This window comes from Xylanibacter rarus (assembly GCF_001275135.1).
Classification (GTDB): Bacteria; Bacteroidota; Bacteroidia; order Bacteroidales; family Bacteroidaceae; genus Prevotella; species Prevotella rara.
Genome location: NZ_LFQU01000004.1, coordinates 123,692 through 142,897 on the forward strand (window position 1 = coordinate 123,692; position 19,206 = coordinate 142,897).

The 19,206-nt window shown below is 48.6% G+C and carries 10 protein-coding genes; 2 read left to right on the forward strand and 8 right to left on the reverse strand.

From position 1 onward, the window contains the following. Positions 1–279: 279 nt before the first annotated feature. Both ACU52_RS03900 and ACU52_RS03905 read left to right on the forward strand, forming a co-directional pair. The gene (locus ACU52_RS03900; RefSeq protein WP_053397857.1) at positions 280–1,527 is read left to right on the forward strand and encodes a class I SAM-dependent methyltransferase; all 1,248 of its coding nucleotides are present in this window, start codon (positions 280–282) and stop codon (positions 1,525–1,527) included. Between the two features lie 42 nt (positions 1,528–1,569). Continuing rightward, positions 1,570–3,180: a carboxylesterase/lipase family protein gene (locus ACU52_RS03905; RefSeq protein ID WP_053397830.1), complete on the forward strand. Its 1,611-nt coding sequence runs from the start codon at positions 1,570–1,572 to the stop codon at positions 3,178–3,180. Between the two features lie 208 nt (positions 3,181–3,388). On the opposite strand, the gene ACU52_RS03910 is transcribed toward ACU52_RS03905, so the two are convergent. The 8 genes from ACU52_RS03910 to ACU52_RS03950 form a co-directional block, all read right to left on the reverse strand. Continuing rightward, a complete protein-coding gene (locus tag ACU52_RS03910) occupies positions 3,389–4,729 on the reverse strand; it encodes an MATE family efflux transporter (RefSeq protein WP_053397831.1) in 1,341 nt (446 codons plus the stop codon). A gap of 392 nt (positions 4,730–5,121) precedes the next feature. Then, positions 5,122–6,543, reverse strand: coding sequence for a T9SS type A sorting domain-containing protein (locus ACU52_RS03915; protein WP_204374652.1), 1,422 nt, complete (start codon positions 6,541–6,543; stop codon positions 5,122–5,124). 589 nt (positions 6,544–7,132) lie between these two features. Next, entirely contained in the window at positions 7,133–9,019 is a 1,887-nt protein-coding gene (locus ACU52_RS03920) for a helix-turn-helix domain-containing protein (protein ID WP_053397833.1), read from the reverse strand. Between the two features lie 728 nt (positions 9,020–9,747). Beyond that, positions 9,748–12,807: a T9SS type A sorting domain-containing protein gene (locus ACU52_RS03925; protein ID WP_082335154.1), complete on the reverse strand. Its 3,060-nt coding sequence runs from the start codon at positions 12,805–12,807 to the stop codon at positions 9,748–9,750. Between the two features lie 284 nt (positions 12,808–13,091). Beyond that, a complete protein-coding gene (locus tag ACU52_RS03930; RefSeq protein ID WP_082335155.1) occupies positions 13,092–14,978 on the reverse strand; it encodes an AraC family transcriptional regulator in 1,887 nt (628 codons plus the stop codon). Positions 14,979–15,311: 333 nt separating this feature from the next. Continuing rightward, positions 15,312–15,737 carry an Hsp20/alpha crystallin family protein gene (locus tag ACU52_RS03940; protein WP_053397837.1) on the reverse strand — a complete coding sequence of 142 codons (426 nt, stop codon included), beginning with the start codon at positions 15,735–15,737 and terminating at the stop codon, positions 15,312–15,314. Positions 15,738–16,452: 715 nt separating this feature from the next. Further along, entirely contained in the window at positions 16,453–17,205 is a 753-nt protein-coding gene (locus ACU52_RS03945) for a succinate dehydrogenase/fumarate reductase iron-sulfur subunit (protein WP_021855782.1), read from the reverse strand. A gap of 4 nt (positions 17,206–17,209) precedes the next feature. Next, entirely contained in the window at positions 17,210–19,192 is a 1,983-nt protein-coding gene (locus ACU52_RS03950) for a fumarate reductase/succinate dehydrogenase flavoprotein subunit (protein ID WP_021855783.1), read from the reverse strand. Positions 19,193–19,206: the final 14 nt, after the last annotated feature.

The window sequence follows — 19,206 nt, forward strand, 5'->3', positions numbered from 1 at the left end:
CTTTTGCAGCGCAAGACACGGCATTTCGGAAAACGGCATCGCAGGGCATGCCTAACAGAAGGCATCAGTGCTGAAAATATTTTACATCACGCCGTTACGCCACACCACCCTGCCCCGGCAGCACAATCATGCCCGGCAGGCAAAATTTATGGTCTCCTTACTTGTGCGTGAGCCTCAAACGTTGTATATTTGTGCCTGACGAAGGGCTGCACCGCCGCATGGCACGCCGCACGGCATACCGGCCACGGTAACGGCACAATGCGCCCGCAACAAACTTATATGAAGACAATGAACACTGAAGAATTTATAATGCTCCACCGCAACGACGACGTCAGGGCGCTCGCCCTGAAGGCTGCCGGAGCGAAGGACATAGACCTGGGCTACGCGCTCGACCAGATTGCAGGATGGCAGACGGCACGCAGGAAGCTGCCGCAATGGGCCGCGACAGAGGGCATAAAGTATCCGCCGCACCTGTCGATGGAGCAGTGCTCGTCGGAACAGACGGCCATCTACAAGGCAGACGTGGCGCAGAGGCTCGTCAGCGGGCTGCCACGCGAGGCAGAGAGCGTGCTCGTTGACCTGACGGGCGGACTGGGCGTCGACTTCTCTTACATGGCGCGCCGCTTCAGCCGTGGCGTCTACGTTGAGCGACAGAGCCATTTGTGTGAGCTCTCGCGGCATAACATGGGCGTGCTGGGCATCAGTCAGGCCGAGGTGGTCTGCACCGATTCTGAGCAATTTATGGGCCAGATGGGGCATGTCACGATGATATTTGCCGACCCGGCACGGCGCGACAGCCATGGCGGAAGGACTTTTGCCGTGGCTGACTGCACGCCCGACGTGCTGGCCATGCGCGACGAGATGCTGGCCAAGGCCGACTTCGTGATGCTGAAACTGTCGCCCATGCTCGACTGGCACAAGACGGTGGCCGACTTCGGCAGCTGTGTGGGCGAGGTGCACATCGTGTCGGCAGGCAACGAGTGTAAGGAGCTGCTGCTCGTCATGTCGGCACGCTTTGACGGACTGACCAGCGTCACGTGCGTCAACGACGGCAGCATATTCAGCTATAATCCGCAGACAGACATACAGAGAAATATAACGGATGAAGACGGTACGGGCGATGACGCCGGCGGCAACGGCAGCCACGCGCCGCTGAGCCTGCAGCCGGGCATGAGCCTCTATGAGCCTAATCCGTCGGTGATGAAGGCAGGATGCTTCGGCCGCATAGAGGCAGCCTTCGGCGCAAGACAGATAAGCCGCGACAGCCATCTGTTCGTGTCGGAGCAGAGAGCCGTCGGATTTCCGGGCCGCGCCTTCGTCATAAAGGCCATAAGCAGCATGAACCGCAAGGAACTGAAGAAGGCGCTCGGCGGCATAGGCAAGGCAAACATAACCACGCGCAACTTTCCGATGAAGGCCGAAGAACTGAGAAAGCGTCTGAAGCTGGGCGACGGGGGCGACTGCTACATCATGGCCACCACCACGGCCGACGGCTCGCACGTGCTGATAATATGCGCCAAGGAGTGAGCCGGAACAGATATGACAACATAACAAAAAACATAAACAGCAATGAAAAAATCTATATTATCGCTGGCACTGGCGCTGCTTGCGGCAGTGGCAACGGCACAAGGACCGCAGGTAAGGACAGCCTGCGGAGTGGTTGAAGGCACCTGCGAGTCGGGCATAAAGGTGTTTAAGGGCATACCCTTTGCAGCGCCGCCCACAGGCCCACTGCGCTGGAAGGCACCGCAGCCGGCAGCCCGATGGCAGGGCGTGCGCAAGGCAACGGAGTTTGGTCCCAACCCTATGCAGCAGCCTATATACGGCGACATGAACTTCGGCACAAAGAAGATGAGCGAAGACTGCCTGTATCTTAACATCTGGACGCCGGCAAAAAGCATGGACGAGAAGCTGCCCGTGCTGATCTACTTCAACGGCGGCGGACTGATGGCAGGCAGCGGCAGCGAGCCGCGGTATGCCGGAATGAGCATGGCGCGCAAGGGCATCGTGGCCGTTACGGCAAACTACCGCGAGGGCATATTCGGATTCTTCGCTCATCCTGACCTGTCAAAGGAGACAGCATACAAGGGCTCGGGCAACTACGGCTTTATGGATCAGGCGGCAGCCATACAGTGGCTCAGGGACAACATAGCGGCATTCGGCGGCGACCCCGACAGGATAACCATTGCCGGCGAGTCGGCAGGCTCGATGTCGGTGAGCGCGCTCATGGCATCGCCCGTGTCGCGAAACCTCTTCTGCAGAGCAATAGGCTCGAGCGGTTCGGTGATAGCCTTCGGCAAGATTGCCACACTGAAGGAGGCCGAAAAGGCAGGAAAGGAGAAGATGAAGCAGATGGGGTGCAAGTCGCTCGAGGAGCTAAGGGCTCTCAGCGCCGACGAACTGATGGAGCGCGCGGCCGTAAGGAGCAGGCCGGCATACAACATAGACGGCTACTTCTTCACCGAGCAGCCCGAACAGACCTTTGCCGGGGGCAGACAGGCCAGGGTGCCGCTGCTGGTTGGCGGCAACTCTGAGGAGGCTCAGCCGTCATTCATCCTGCAGGGCAAGCCGGCCACGGTGGCAAACGCCACAGAGGCAGCCAGAGCCGTGTTCGGCAGCAACGCCGAGAAGGTTGTGCAGCTTTACGGCATCAGCACCGACGCCGACGTTAGCGGAGAGCCGGGCATGAAGCTTGCCTCCGACATGTTCATAGGCTTCGGCACGTGGAAATGGGCACACATGCACACCATGAGCAGCGGTCAGCCCGTATACAGATACGTCTACTGCCACCCGCGCCCGGCAATGAGAATAAGCGGAAAGGTGGCAGGACTGGCTGGCGGAGTGAAGGACAAGGACGACGGCGACGACAAGGCGCCCGAGGCAAAGGGAGCCGTACACTCGGCCGACATAGAGTATGCCATGAGCACGCTGCCCACCAACCGCGTGTTCGACTGGCAGCCGGAAGACTTCCTCATGTCGGACATCTTCTCGGGATATTACGCCAACTTCATAAAGACGGGCAACCCCAACGGACTGGGACTGCCAGACTGGACGCCGGCAAACGGACAAGAGGCAGTGCCCGTGCTGCGGCTCGACGTAAACACGACGATGACCACCGACAGGCAGACCGAGGAGCGGTATAAGCTAATTGACACAATGATGTGGGGCACGAAGAAATAACACTGCACGTAAACTGGCGGTAGGATTTGAAGTAAGCATGCCCTGACAAGAAGCATGCTGATATCGCAATATGATAAAACGAGAAAGGGAGACACGCCGACACAGGCATGTCTCCCTTTGATGTTTATATCGTTTTATAATGGATTTATCGCCACAAAACATGAGCGCCGCAGGACATACGGCATGAAGAATGGCCGCAGGAGCCATTTTAAGGCCGTCTGAGGCGCCGAATGAAGCAGAGCCAATAAAGTATGCCTGCGCACAGCAAACACACGGGAAACGCGCTCCAAACGCCTACAAGGCCCCAGCCGCTGTGTATGCCGAGGAACCAGCCGAGCGGAAGCGACACCACGAAATAGGAGAAAAAGGCTATCCAGATGAGCGGACGCACGCACGAAATGCCGCGCAGGGCGTTGGCAAAGGTGTACTGAAGGCCGTCGCCAAACTGATAGACGATGAGCGGTATGACGGTCTGCGACACAAGGACGCACACCTCGGCGCTGTCTGTAAACCAGTAGCTGAACGTGTTGCGCAGCAGGAACACGGGCACCGAGAGCACGAAGGCTATGAGCATGATGACATGAAAGCCGGCATAGGCAGCGTCGCGCACGGCGGCGGTGTCGCCCTGTCCGTGGAAATAGCTCACCCTGACGGCTATTGCGGCAGCCATGCCGCTGTTGACCATATAGAGCAGCTGCGAGGCCGTGAGCGTAACCTGATGGGCGGCAAGGGCCGTTATGCCTATCCAGCCCACGAAGATGGCAGAGAGCGAAAAGGCAGCACACTCCATGCCGAGCTGCATGGCAACGGGCCAGCCAAGGGTGTTGATGCGGCGGAAGTCGGCACGGTTGAGCCGTCCGGCGGCATATCCGCGGCGGTAAGGGGCATAGCTGCGGTGAAACACGAACACGGCAACGAAGGCCACGAACATAACGATGCGCGACACCATGGTGCTGATGCCGGCGCCGAGAAGGCCCAGCTCGGGCATGCCGAAGGCTCCGTAGATGAGCACATAGTTGCCGAAGATGTTGAGCACGTTGCCGCCCAGGATGACGAACATCGGCACGCGCGTGTCGGTTATTCCGTCGTAAAACTGCTTGAAGGCGTTGAACATGCACAGGAATGGCAGCGACACGATGTTCACCAGAAGATATGAGCGCATGTAGGGCAACAGCTCTACGGGCTGCCCCATGCGGTGCAGGTTGAGATAGAACACCACGGAGACGGCAAGCAGGATGACGGCCATCAGTCCGTTGGCGGCAAGGCTGTTGCGCAGTATGCCGCCAATCTCTTCCTTCTCGCCGCGGCCGAACATGGCGCCCACGATGGGCGTAAGACCATAAGAGAAGCCCATGGCGAAGATAACGATCAGGGTGAACATGGTGGTGACAAAGCTGGCGGCTGCCAGCTCCATCATGCTGTGGTGGCCTATCATGAGCGTATCGGCAAAGCCGAGTACCACGTTTCCGATCTGTCCCACCACGATGGGCACGCCGAGCGAAACGAGCGCGCGGTAGTGTGTTGTGTATCTTTTCAGTGTGAAGTGCATAACGGGTGCAAAGATAGTGCTTTTTTCATAAAAGCCCACCCTTTTGCCCTTCCTTGCACGGCGATGACAAAATATTTATCAGAAAACAGCCTGCATACACACCGGCAGTAAACGGACAGGCATGAAAATAAATCTTGTCAGCGCAGAAAATAAGGCGGAGTGACATACACCCCGCCTTTTAATGCTCATCAAAAGAATTATGTCCGATTTTCTTCAATGACCTATGCATCCATTAACACATTCAGGCTGCCATAAAGCCACGGAAAGACATATATACTAACCCATTATTAGATTATTGATTATTACTTTACCTTTATCAACCTCAAGTAAAATCCTTCGACTGTTTTAAAGGCTGTCAGTTGAATATAGAAACCGACAACAGAATCAAAAGACTACTGCAGTATGATTTTCTTACGCAGAATCTTGCCTTCTGCTTTCACCTCAACAATGTATACTCCTTTTACAAGTGAAGACACAGAAATGCGTCCACTGACACCCGAATTATGGAATACACAGCTGCCGTTTACGGCAAATATGCGAACGTCGGCGTTGTCTGCACCCAAGATATCGATGTAGTCCGATGCCTGACTTACAGATATACTTATATCATTGTCAGATATTTTGTTATCTGATATGCCTGAGGTATAGTCATCATATGCATCAAGATTCATAACCCATCCGACATATCTATAGTCTAATCCTTGATTGAAACCTCCAAATGACAATCCTTCAGGGTTGCTTGAATTTACTATTCCAAAATGTCCGTCCGGGAACTGTTCCATAAGATCATTATAAGCTTTTTCACTTCGCGACCTCACCCAATCGGCAAAATAAGTCACCTTACCGTCAGCATATACATATGGTTCTCTGTCAAGTGGAGGCATTGGAAGTACTTGTCCCAAGAATACAGTTCCGTCATTAAGTACAGCCGTTGGGAACAGACTTTCGGTATCATTTAAAACGTTGACTTCTTCTGTTTCAGGATTAATCATCACAACATCATTGTTAACCGTATTGGTAACCATGTACTTTCCATTATCACTCACACTCATAGAAAGAATCTGGAATCTCTTTTCATTTATCACATACTTGTCATAACGTTCAAAGTATAAATTTAAAGAGTCATTATATTCAGCTGCTTCACCACTGAACTTATTATAATCATTGGCATATCTGTTATATCGTTCAATGCCTTCAGTTGTACTCGTATCAAAGAAGTCTGCCTCATGCTCATTTGGATTATATGTTGGATAAGGCCATCTTTCTTCCGCAGGAATTGTGAAGTCAGCATGTTCTACAGAGTCGTTATAAAGTTCAAGGGCCTTGTTGAATGCCTCAAGCTCCTCATCTGAATAATATTTCGTGGCATCTGGTTCAACAGGCAGATATTGTGGCCATTCAGGACATATCTCGTCCTTATTGAAAAAGTAGTCCTCACACAGAATCTTATAAGTCCAGTCTTTACTCTGTGCAGAACTCCTCTCCCACATCACCGGCCAATAAATCATACCGAAGGCATCTATCAATCTGCCATAAATCTTAAGTCCGTCACTTGTAATGCCAAGAATCCACACTCCTTGATTAATACGTTTGTCAAAACCTAACTTCTCATAAGGCAAATCTTCAAACATATCATATTCACCCGATTCGTTGCGATACCATAACACCGGCTTATAATAACTCTCCTCAGTGCCTTCAATATGCACAGAAATAGTTCCTACAGCTATGGAACCATCTGAAGAAACCCGCAAACAAGTTCCAGATGTTATATCCTTTGGCATAGGCAGAGACACAAATCCCTTATCTTCTGTCATATAGCATGGCATTTCTCCCTCAGATGTCGAACGCGATCCGGCAGCAATACCGCAATCAGAAACATAATCAAGATAATACGAGATTTCGGGTAACTGATTGTACTCAGTAAGCTTACAGGTACGAGTATTTATAAAATATGAAATACCTTCTAAGGAACCTATTGCCCAGTTTCCATTTGACGACACATTAGTTATCACAGCCTGATGAGTTTGAAACGGAACAGGCTTTTCTTGTGCCGGAGCTGCACACATACAGCAGACTGCAAAAGCTGATAATAAAATTTTTTTCATAAGCTAAAAGGTTTAAAGTTTTTAAAACAATATTTCGCATATAAATATTTTCCGTTATCAGATTTAAGCCAACCATAACATGGCACAGATTTTATGCTGACACCCTCAAGACGGCATTATGTCCGGCAGACTTTTCTCGCTTGCAAATGTATGCATTGCTTTAAACAACTGCAAACCGAAGATATCCAATTTCTTGAAATTGGTGATAATTCATACAAAAAAGAGGCCTTAAGATAAATAAAGCCTCTTATATTCCGGGATTTTACTCCCATTCTGTAATAATTTTAAGCGACAGATGTCAGATACAAGCCTTAAGTTTGTCCTTATACATTGACGGAGTGATGCCTACAATTTTGCGGAACAGCTCGACAAATGTGGTGTACGACTTGAAACCTACGCTCTCGGCTATGGCGTTCAGCGTATAAGAACCGTAGCCTTCCGTATCAGACATACGCAGACAAGCAAGATGGATGCGGTATTCATTAACGTAGTTCTTAAAACTCTTGTGGAATGTCTCGTTGATTACGAGCGAGACATACTTACTGTTTGAGCCGACAAGGGCAGCCATACGTGCAAGCGAAAAGTCGGCGCTGCAGAATTCTGTGGTGTTCTCCATTATGTCGACTACCGAATCGAGCAGCTTTCTGCGCATGTCATCATTGATGCCACCCGACTTGGCTTTATGTACCATATTGTCAGACTGCTCTGAGACACCGGCATCCTTGACGACATCATCGGCATCATAGGCTGCCAGCCTACCCCGAAGCTGTTCGGCCTCGGCCTCCGACTCTTTAAGACGGCTTACCGCATCGTTCAGGCGCTGCCTCATTATCTCCTGATTATTGACAAAGTTGCGGTTGACGACAAACAGATTGTTGTAGCTCTTGTCTATACGCTTTTTCTGTCTATATACAACAAGCAAGAGCAGCCCTACGACAAGCGTTACCACAGACACGGCGGCTATGGTGTATCTTTGCGCCGAGATCGTGAGCACACGCTCCTTCTCGCGCTTGTTGAGCGAGGCTATGTATTTGTCGTACTTGTCCATCTCATAAAGCGTCTGCTCGTTTTTGACGGCATCAAACTCGTTAGTGTTGAATATCGAGTCCTTCTCATGCTGATAACGCGCCCTGTATCGGCTTGCAGCCTTGTAATTGCCTACTGAATCATAAAAGTCTGCATATTTTACAAGGACATCAAGACACGAATGCAGTATTCCGTGCTTTACGGCCGTACTCTCGCACAGACGCAGGTATTTCAACGTAGAGTCACGGTCGCCCAGGCTAATATAGTTTTGATAAAGCTCTATATAAGCATAACAAATATATCTCGGACTCATTTTATTCTTAACAGCATAATTCAACAAGTCGTTGCATGTATTAATGGCTTCACGGTAGTTTTTTTCAGTTCTGAGAATCAGTCCGAAATTAAAAATGCTCATGTAGCAGTTTTCCTTGTCGGCAGGATTCTTCACCTTCTCGGACATGCGGTGATACTTTCGCGCCTCTTTCGTTTTGCCTATCTGAGTGCTCACTGCGGTCATATTGGCAAGAATCTTGTACTCATTGGCCCTGTCGCCATATTTATGACAAGATTCATAGCCTTTCTTGTAATACGACAAGCCTTTGGCATAGTCCTCGAACACACAATAGACACTTGCTATGTTGTTATAGAAGTGCCCTATCTCCCGCCTGTCCTTGCATGCGCTGTAGATGCGCAGTCCGCTGAAATAAGCTGAGAGAGCACCTGCGTAGTTGCCTTTCATATAGAGAATATTGCCTTTCTTCAGATATGCCATGGCGCATTGCTGCTTGTCTTTGTCGGAGAGTTTGTCGTTCATTCGGTTGCACGCCACCATATAATACACCAGGGCGGTGTCAGAATGTCCGGCATTGAGATAATGTTCTGCCTTCTTCATTATATAGTCTATCGAGGCGTCAGATGTCTTTTTGACCAAAGTCATATAGTCTTTGGCCAGCACGCGGGCACCGGCGCATGAGGGCAGGAGCATCAGCAGCACAAGCAGAAGCGTGCGCAACGCCATGAAGCAAGAATTTAAAACAGAACGAGAGGCACCGGCCTTATCGTGTGCAGATTCTGCCGTAGAGAGCTGCGAACCAAGGCACGGAGATATCTGTGATGCCGGATTATAGGATGAATTTATAATGCTTATGATGTTTTTCATTAGCCGTAAGATTTCTACGTTTATATTCAAGGCTTTCTTTGCAGAAAGCCAAAATATCAGCAAAGATAGTGAAAGGTGAGAGCAATACAAAATGAAAAACGTATTTTTTTATTTTTATTGCCGAACCGATGCCTATATTATCAAAAGATAGTGAAAGGCGAGAGCAATACATATTGCATACCATGACTAAGGCAAACAAGCAAAATAAGGCACAAAAAGGGCGCGGTTCGTAAGAGCCGCGCCCTTGGGCTATGGTATATTCATCTTAAAGTTGCCGCAAGCGGCGCTAAACGGGATGTTATTTCACCTCTATCTGACGTGCCGCAGGACACTCGGGCTTAGACATCTTAGGCAGCGTTACGGTGAGCACGCTGTCGTTTACTCTGGCTGCGATAGCCTCCTTCATCAAAAAGTACAGGCCAGCTTGCTTTAGCCAAAGAATCTTTATACAGTTCAAGGGCGTGATTATAGACGGCCAGTTCCTCTTCGGTAAAATACTCTGGGATGTCTGGCTTTTCAGCTCCTGAGGCTATTCGGGACAAATCCCGTCTTTGTTGAATACAAAAGCCTTCTCAAGACCGTTGCTTGGGAAGGCTTTTTCTGTTAACATCTGAAATTAACTTGTCCAGGTTTTATGTATATGTAGTCTGTTGGTTGCTGACATCGTCAATTTCATTTGTTCATCATAAGTTATAACGTTTTTAAAGGCTATTAATCATGGAAACGTGTTATTTGATAATTATCTTTTTCACAACAGCTTTTCCACCCTTGCTTATTTTTAGAACATAAATACCCGGTGTTACGCCGTTAAGTGATATGGCGTTTGCGGCAGACTGTGATACGCAGATACCGTTTGTGTTAAAGATTTCTGCTTTGTCAAACTCACCGTTAATATTGATGTTCTTCGTTTCAGAATTGAACGATATGCTAAGGTCGTCGATAGTATATTGGCTGATGTCAGTGCTGCTGTCGAAGATGAAGGCTTCTGATGCGTCAGACACAGAACCGTCAGTATAATATGCCATTACGTAATAGCTGTCGCCATCCTTTGCGTCATTGTCGAAGTAGTGGGTCTGAAGTTTGTCGAGAACAGCTGTAGACAACAACTCTCCGTTGCGGAAGACGCTGTAGTATATGTTCTCTGTTTCTGATGGCTTCAGTTCCGGTTCGTCTGTCACGCAGCCGGTAATGTTCCAGCAGCAAGGTGATTTTTCGTTGTTTTCACCGTAAAATTCTGACACTTTTTGCCAAGTTGCTCCGTTGTCCTCAGAGAACAGGTCGCTCTTTCCTGCAATAAACTTGTCTGAAACGGCGTAGAGCAGAGGTATCTGTTCTGCATCATAGTCGTGTACCTTGATGCCTATTTTAAGCTCTTTGCTTCCGTCAATGAGCAGAGGCTCGTCAAGTGCTGTCGTAAAGTATTCATTGTATGGCAGATCTTCTATTTCTTGCTCTCTTACAAGCTTGCCGTCTTCAAATACAACGATTGCGGCGTGTATGCCTTTGTTTACTTCATACCAGTCGTAGAAATTGATGATGGTTGTTACTCCTGTCAGATACTTTCCTTTGTACGGTGCCAGGTCGTCTTTGTCGAAGGCGTTGGCTCCGATTACTTCTTTTCCTTCGTTGCCGAGCGTAAACATGCTTTCAACCACGCTGTTGATATGGTTCAGCTGATAAGCACCGAAATTGTTCTTCCATATAAGTGAAAGCGGTGTGTCGCTGCTGTTCTTGCAGCCTGTGAGTCCTTCGGGAGCGTCTTTCTTTACTTCGTTGCCCGTTGTTATTTTCACGTTCTCAATATCCACGTAATATAATGATTTGCCTTGGCCGTGGCTGTGGAAACGGATAGAGAATATCTTGCCTGCAACCTCTTTTGATATGTCCACGTTTATCATGTTCCATTTGTGCTGCGGGTTTAATTCTGCAATCGACCAGTCGCCTACAGATTTCCATGTGTCGCCGTTGTCTGTTGTCACTTCGAGGCTTATCGAGTCGTTGTCAAGAGCTTGGTCTTCAATGTTGATGAATCCGTAGATATTGGCAAATGAAACATTCACTGATTCTTCGTTGGTGGCGTCCATAGGTCTTGATACAAGACTTGATGAGTGGGGCTTGGCGTTGCTTACGTATATAGCGGCGCATGTTGTCTGAAGCAGTCCGTAACCGTCCAAAATCCATTTAGTGTCTTCGCCTTCGCCATAGTCAGCCTCAGTAGTCCAATAGTTTGTTTCGAGTGAGCCTGAGTCGAAGTCGTCAAAGAATGGCAGTGCGTAAGTGTCGGGAACAGATGCTTTAAAAGGAACTGATTTTTGTGAAAGCATTGTGCCTCCGTCAGCCTTTGCCAGAACTGCCTCTACAGTATATTCGGGGTGTCCGTATATGTCTTTGTCTCTGAAAGACATTTCCTGCTCTGTTGCTTCTATATTGCCTATAAGTTCACCGTCGCGGTATATGTTATATGATTTCAGTGTAAGAGTCTTATATTCAGTTTCGTCTTTTGTCCACGACAGTTTTGCCTCTTTCAGTGCGTCAGACTTTGCATTGAGTCCGGTTGGGGTCAATGGTATTTCAGTGTTGCTGATGTCATCCACGTTCAACACCCAGAATTTAGGTGTCTGCTGGAGGAATGTGTTGTAGATATCTGCATTTCCTGCAATAGTCTGGCCGTCAGCAGAGATGAATGATGGTATCGTCAGTGTTTCCTCATCGAAAGTGAAATCAATGTCAGAATTTACTCCCTCAGCTGCTATTGTCATGTAATAGCTGAAGTCGTAGATTGCATTACGCTCGTATGAATACCAGAAAGGATGTGTGTAAGGCATCGGACCTAAGATTGGGTTGCCATAGTCGTATGCTCCGGCAACGTTTCCATTGTTGTCAATGCTTGCATAGCTGAAGTTGTTCCAGTTGTCATATTCACCAAAAGAAGGCAAAGGTCTGCATTCTTTTGTTTCTGTGTTGTATATATAAGTCTTGAACGTGTTGCTTTCGCTGAAAATAACGAATTTTCCATTCGGGCTTACATCAATAAGATTCATTACGCATAAATAACGGAATTCTATGCCCAGGTCTTCGTGTGTCAGGACGGTTATCTTGTCGTCATCCCAGATGCACAGGTAAGTGCCTTTGTCGTCATCTTCATTGGATGTTATGATGCCGAATATTTTTCCGTCTGATGATATTTTCATCGCGTATCCGTTTTTCATATTTTCCGGTACGGTAAGGAATTCTATCACGTATTTACCTTCGCTGTTCTTGACCCACTTACACGGAGTAATAAAAGCGCCTGAACCGATATTGAAGTTTCCTATCACGATGTTACCGTCTTCAGAAATATCTTGACTGAAGGCGCCATCTGCAGAACTTGAAATGGTGGAAATGTCAAAGTCGCCATATTCTAATAAAGTGCGTTTTCCGTTTTCCCATATAGCGGCAGAAATCGGGTTCTCTTCAGAAGCCAGCTTAATGTCTGTGTTGATGGCGTCTCCGCAGATAATACCGTTGTTGCTTACGGCCTTAAACCTGCCACACTTTGTGAAGTCGCTCGGGTCAGCCTCTGTGATCCATGAAAGCGTTCCGTCTTTTATGTTGTAAATGAAGCTTTTCATGTCCATTCCGTTTATGGAATGTTCAATGGCTACAGATGTACCAACAAAGTACTGTCCGTTGGGGGAGATGCCACTGCCGTTGATGTTTTCGCCAATAGTTTTGAATCCTTTCTCTGCATAGGCGTTTCCAGTGAACGCCGTAAAAGCAGCCATTAGAAAAATGAAGATCTTTTTCATAAGCAAAAAGGTTTAAAGTTTTTAAAACAATTATTTCACACAAATATTCATCGTCCGATTTACATCTGCCAGAAAACAGAACAAATATCTTCAAGAAAGCATTATGTCCGGCAGACTTTTCTCACTTGCAAATGTATGCATTGCTTTAAACAAATGCAAACCGAAGATATCCAACTTTCTGAAAATCGGTGATAATAAATAATAAGAAGTCTGATTATATTTACAATCAGACTTCAATTTTCAGGAAATAATCTTAAATGGCATAAAAACCTTACACGCAAATATCAAACAGACTCTTTAAGTTTGTCTCTATACATGGAAGGTGTTATTCCAACAATCTTGCGAAAAAGTTCAACAAATGTTGTGTACGACTTAAACCCTACACTCTCCGCTATGGCGTTCAACGTATATGAACCATAGCCTGCTGTGTCGGACATACGCAGACAAGCAAGATGGATGCGGTAATCGTTAACATAATTCTTGAAACTTTTATGGAACGTGTCGTGTATTACAAGCGAAACATACTTGTTGTTAGAGCCCACTAAAACGGCAAGGCGAGCAAGAGAAAAATCGGGACGGCAAAATTCCGTTGTGTTCTCCATTATATCAATCACTGAATCGAGCAGCTTTCTGCGCATGTCATCATTGATGCCACCCGACTTGGCTTTATGTGCCATATCGTCAGACAGCTCTGAGGCACCGGTATCCTTGACGACATCATCGGCATCATAGGCTGCCAGCCTACCCCGAAGCTGTTCGGCCTCGGCCTCCGACTCTTTAAGACGGCTTACCGCATCGCTCAGGCGCTGCCTCATTATCTCCTGATTATTGACAAAGTTGCGGTTGACGACAAACAGATTGTTGTAACTCTTGTCTATACGCTTTTTCTGTCTATATACAACAAGCAAGAGCAGCCCTACGACAAGCGTTACCACAGACACGGCGGCTATGGTGTATCTTTGCGCCGAGATTGTGAGCACACGCTCCTTCTCGCGCTCGTTGAGCGAGGCTATGTATTTGTCATACTTGTCCATCTCATAAAGCGTCTGCTCGTTTTTGACTCTATCGAAATCATGTATATTGTAAACCGAGTCTCTGTCTTTCTGATAACGGGCACGGTATCTGCTTGCCGACTTGTAGTCGCCTTGGGCATCAAAATAGTCGGCATGGTCCAAAAGAACATCAAGATAGAAATAATGAATGCCGTGCTTCACAGCAGTGTTTTCACACAGCTTGAGATATTTAAGCGTAGAGTCGCGCTCGCCAAGCTCCATATAGCTTTTATATAGCTTTTTATAAGCTGAACAAATAAATCTCGGCTCCATGCCGACATCAAAGCTATATGACAACAAACTCTTGAAATTACTGACGGCCTGGGCGAAATTCTTCTCTGCTATAAGTATCAAGCCATAATTAAAGCGCCCCATAAAATTGTCAGCCTTGCTGTTCTTGTCCTTCAACTTTTCAGACAAATTAAAACATTTACGGGCTTCGCGTGTCTTTCCTAACTTTACATTCAATATGGTAAGGTTCGTTAATATTTTATACTCATTTTGATGGTCACGGTATTTACTACAGCACTTGTATCCCGTCTCATAATACGTATAAGCCTTCTCCAACTCATTGAACGCACAGTAAACATTTGCTATATTATTATAAAACCGTCCTATTCCTTTCTGGTCTTCACAAGTCTTTATTATCCGCAAGCCGCTGAAATAGGCCTTTAGGGCATCTGCAAATCCTCCTTTCATGTAATAAATGTTGCCTTTCTTCAGGAACGCCATGGCGCAATGATGTTTGTCTTCGTCGGACAGCTTGTCGTCCATACGGTTACATACAACCATGTAATACACCAGCGCCGTGTCCTGATGACCTGCCTCAAGATAGCGGTCGGCCTGCCTCATCACACTCTTTATCGACGACTTTGACGTCTTTTTGACCAAGGTCATATAGTCTTTGGCCAGCACGCGGGCACCGGCGCATGAGGGCAGGAGCATCAGCAGCACAAGCAGAATAGTGCGCAACGCCATGAAGCAAGAATTTAAAACTGTACGAAGGGCACCGGCCTTATCGTGTGCAGGTTCTGCCGTAGAGAGCTGCGAACCAAGGCACCGAGATATCTGTGATGCCGGATTATAGGATGAATTTATAATACTTATGATGATTTTCATTATCCGTAATGATTTCTACGTTTATATTCAAGGCCTGGAAAGAAAGCCAAAATATCAGCAAAGATAGTGAAAGGTGAGAGCAATACAAAATGAAAAAATACTTTTTTTATTTTTATTGCCGAACCGCAGCATATCTTATCAGAATATTGCGAAAGGTGAGCAAAAAGACAAATAAGAATGCTGTTTTCAGGTTTGGCATTTACATACGGAAGCACGCCTTATCAAAAGATATGCCGGATAAGGCACAAAAAAAGGGCGCGGCTCTTACGGACCGCGCCCTTGGGCTATGATATATTCATCTTAAAGTTGCCGCAAGCGGCGCTAAACGGGATGTTATTTCACCTCAATCTGACGTGCCGCAGGACACTCGGGCTTAGACATCTTAGGCAGCGTTACGGTGAGCACGCCGTCGTTTACTCTGGCTGCGATAGCCTCCTTCTCAACGTCGTCGGGCAGCAGCAGCGTCTGTTCAAACTTGCTGTAGGCAAACTCGCGGCGCAGATAGTGGCTCTTCTTGTCCTCCTCTTTCTTCTCGGTGTGGGCCTCCATGTGTATGTGCAGGTTGCCGTCCTTGTCGATGTTCACGTTGAAGTCGTCCTTGGTCATTCCCGGGGCAGCCACTTCCACGGTGTAGTCTTTCTCGGTTTCCTTGACGTTGATGGCCGGTGCCGTAGCCTTAGTTCTTGTCATGAAGTCTGTGTCAAAGAAGTCGTTGAAAACTTCGGGCATCCAATTGTTTCTGCTAATTACTGGTAACATAATAAATCCTCCTTATAATTTTTTTAATCCTTTCATTTTTCTGCCGCCCTGCCCGCCGGTATCCCGGCCGCGGCCTTGCGGCTGCCTGAGGCTCCTGAGCCAAAGGCTTTCGCTTACATAAGTGCAACATGCGTGCCACTTACAGATTTAGACAAATTGGCATTATTAATTGACAATTTGTCAGAAATGATTAATTTATTTAAACATTCGAGCCGAAAACACTAGCATTTTGTCAGAATATGATAGCCTGCCCCACCCTTCGCAGCACCAAAACATGCACTATCGTTATGCCGTAGCCCTAAATTACGGCACAGGCTTGGCATCATGCAGGCAAAAGCCGCGCAAGCTCCCAATTTCTAAGAGGATGCCTTTTGCATCATAAAAGAATACCTTTTACACGCCAAAAGGCCACCTTTTGCAGGCTGAAACACGGCATTTTGCAGCCGAACGCCCATAAAACGGATAACCGCCTGATTATCAATATATTACACAACATGCAAATATTATAACGGAGACAACTGCATGACTTTTACTCAAAATGCCGGCATGGCAGGCTAAATGGTGTTAAGCGCAAGCATGGAGAACCAACGGGAATGAAACAGACAAAAGCCGCTCATGGCACAAACGAAAGGCAGGGGCACAAAAAAAGGCAGGGCGCACAACGGCGCCCCGCCCATGGAGACTATGAAAAAATAAATTTATAGCGTTCTTTCCATTAGTCGTTCAACTTAGCCTTGATGAACTCGCGGTTCAGACGGGCTATGTTGGCGATGGTCTCGTTCTTCGGGCACTCAGCCTCGCAGGCGCGGGTGTTGGTGCAGTTACCGAATCCGAGCTCTTCCATCTTCATTATCATTGCCTTGGCACGCTTAGCAGCCTCGGGACGACCCTGGGGCAGAAGAGCCAGCTGGCTAACCTTAGAGCTTACGAAAAGCATGGCAGAACCGTTCTTGCAGGCAGCAACACAAGCGCCGCAGCCGATACAAGTAGCGCAGTCCATAGCCTCGTCGGCAGCCTCTTTAGGTATAAGAATGGCGTTAGCGTCCTGGGGCTGTCCGGTGCGTACGGTGATATATCCGCCTGCCTGTATGATCTTGTCGAATGCTCCGCGGTCAACCATGCAGTCCTTGATAACAGGGAATGCAGCCGAACGCCACGGCTCAACGGTGATAACGTCGCCGTCCTTGAACTTACGCATATACAGCTGGCATGTTGTAGCTCCGGTGTTAGGGCCGTGAGGATGTCCGTTGATGTAGAGCGAGCACATGCCGCAGATGCCCTCGCGGCAGTCGTGGTCGAACACGAACGGCTCCTTGCCTTCCTCAATGAGCTGCTCGTTCAGAATGTCGAGCATCTCGAGGAAAGATGTATCATCGGGGATGTCCTTCATCTCGCGTGTGTCAAAATGGCCCTCGGCTTTCGGTCCGTTCTGACGCCAGAATTTCAGTGTGAATGAAATGTTTGCCATATTTTTAGTTCTTATAATTTCTGGTTTGTACTTTTATTGCTTCATAGTGCAGAGGCTCCTTGATAAGCTCGGGCGCCTTCTCGTCGCTGCCCTGGTACTCCCAGCAGCCTACATAGAAGAAGTTTTCGTCGTCGCGCTTAGCCTCGCCTTCCTCTGTCTGGTACTCCTCACGGAAGTGACCGCCGCATGACTCGTTACGAGAGAGAGCGTCGTAAGCCACGAGCTCGCCCATTGTGATGAAGTCGCGCAGGTGTATAGCCTTGTCAAGCTCGGTGTTAAGACCCTCTTTTGAGCCCGGGATAAACAGGTTGGTCTCAAACTCCTTGCGTATTTTCTTGATCTTCTCGAGACCTGTCTTCAGGCCCTCGGCTGTGCGGCCCATGCCCACATACTCCCACATTACGTGGCCAAGTTCCTTGTGGATAGAGTCGACAGAGCGCTTGCCCTTGATGTTCATCAGGCGGTCGATTTCAGCCTGAACGGCCTTTTCAGCCTCCTCAAACTCGGGCAGGTCGGTAGAGATGCGAGGCCAGATAGACTGGTCGGCCAGATAGTTCTGTATGGTGTAAGGCAGAACGAAGTAGCCGTCGGCCAGACCCTGCATAAGAGCTGACGCACCCAGACGGTTGGCACCGTGGTCAGAGAAGTTGCACTCGCCGATGGCGAACAGACCTGTGATGCTTGTCATGAGCTCATAGTCAACCCAGATACCGCCCATTGTATAGTGGATGGCAGGATAGATCATCATCGGGTTGTAATACTTCACGCCGTTAATCTCGTTAGCAAGCTCGCCCGGATTGACGTCTGTGATTTCCTCATACATGTCGAAGAGGTTGCCGTAGCGCTGGCGTACAACGTCGATGCCGAGGCGCTCGATGCTCTCAGAGAAGTCGAGGAACACGGCCAGACCTGTGTTGTTAACGCCGAAGCCCTTGTCGCAGCGCTCCTTGGCAGCACGCGAAGCAACGTCGCGGGGAACGAGGTTACCGAATGCCGGATAGCGGCGCTCCAGATAGTAGTCGCGGTCTTCCTCAGGAATGTCGCTTCCCTTCTTTGTTCCGGCCTGCAGAGCCTTGGCGTCCTCAAGCTTCTTGGGCACCCAGATACGTCCGTCGTTACGCAGAGACTCAGACATAAGCGTAAGCTTCGACTGGTTGTCTCCGTGTACAGGGATACATGTCGGGTGGATCTGAACGTAAGAAGGATTGGCGAAGTAAGCGCCCTTGCGGTAGCAAGACATGGCAGCTGTACAGTTACAGCCCATGGCGTTGGTTGAAAGGAAGTATGTGTTACCGTATCCGCCGGTAGCTATAACCACTGCGTTGGCAGAGAAGCGCTCCAGCTTTCCGGTTACGAGATTCTTGGCAATGATACCACGTGCACGGCCGTCAACGAGCACAACGTCTTCCATTTCGTAGCGTGTGTAGAGCTTAACGCGGCCTGCGTGTATCTGGCAGCTGAGTGCAGAGTAGGCACCGAGCAGCAGCTGCTGGCCTGTCTGACCCTTAGCGTAGAATGTACGTGACACCTGAGCACCGCCGAACGAACGGTTGGCAAGCATGCCGCCGTATTCGCGTGCGAAAGGAACACCCTGTGCAACACACTGGTCGATGATGTTGTTAGACACCTCAGCCAGACGGTAAACGTTAGCCTCGCGTGCACGGTAGTCACCACCCTTCACTGTGTCGTAGAACAGACGGTAAACAGAGTCGCCGTCGTTCTGATAGTTCTTGGCAGCGTTGATACCGCCCTGAGCAGCGATAGAGTGAGCGCGGCGCGGAGAGTCCTGTATGCAGAAGTTCAACACGTTGAAGCCCATCTCGCCCAGGCTGGCTGCTGCACTGGCACCTGCCAGACCCGTACCTACGACGATAACGTCGAGCTTCAGCTTGTTCTTAGGGTTAACCAGGCGCTGATGTGCCTTATAGTTGGTCCATTTTTCAGCTATCGGACCTTCAGGTATTCTGGAATCTATTTGTTTTGCCATAATATTCTTTCTAA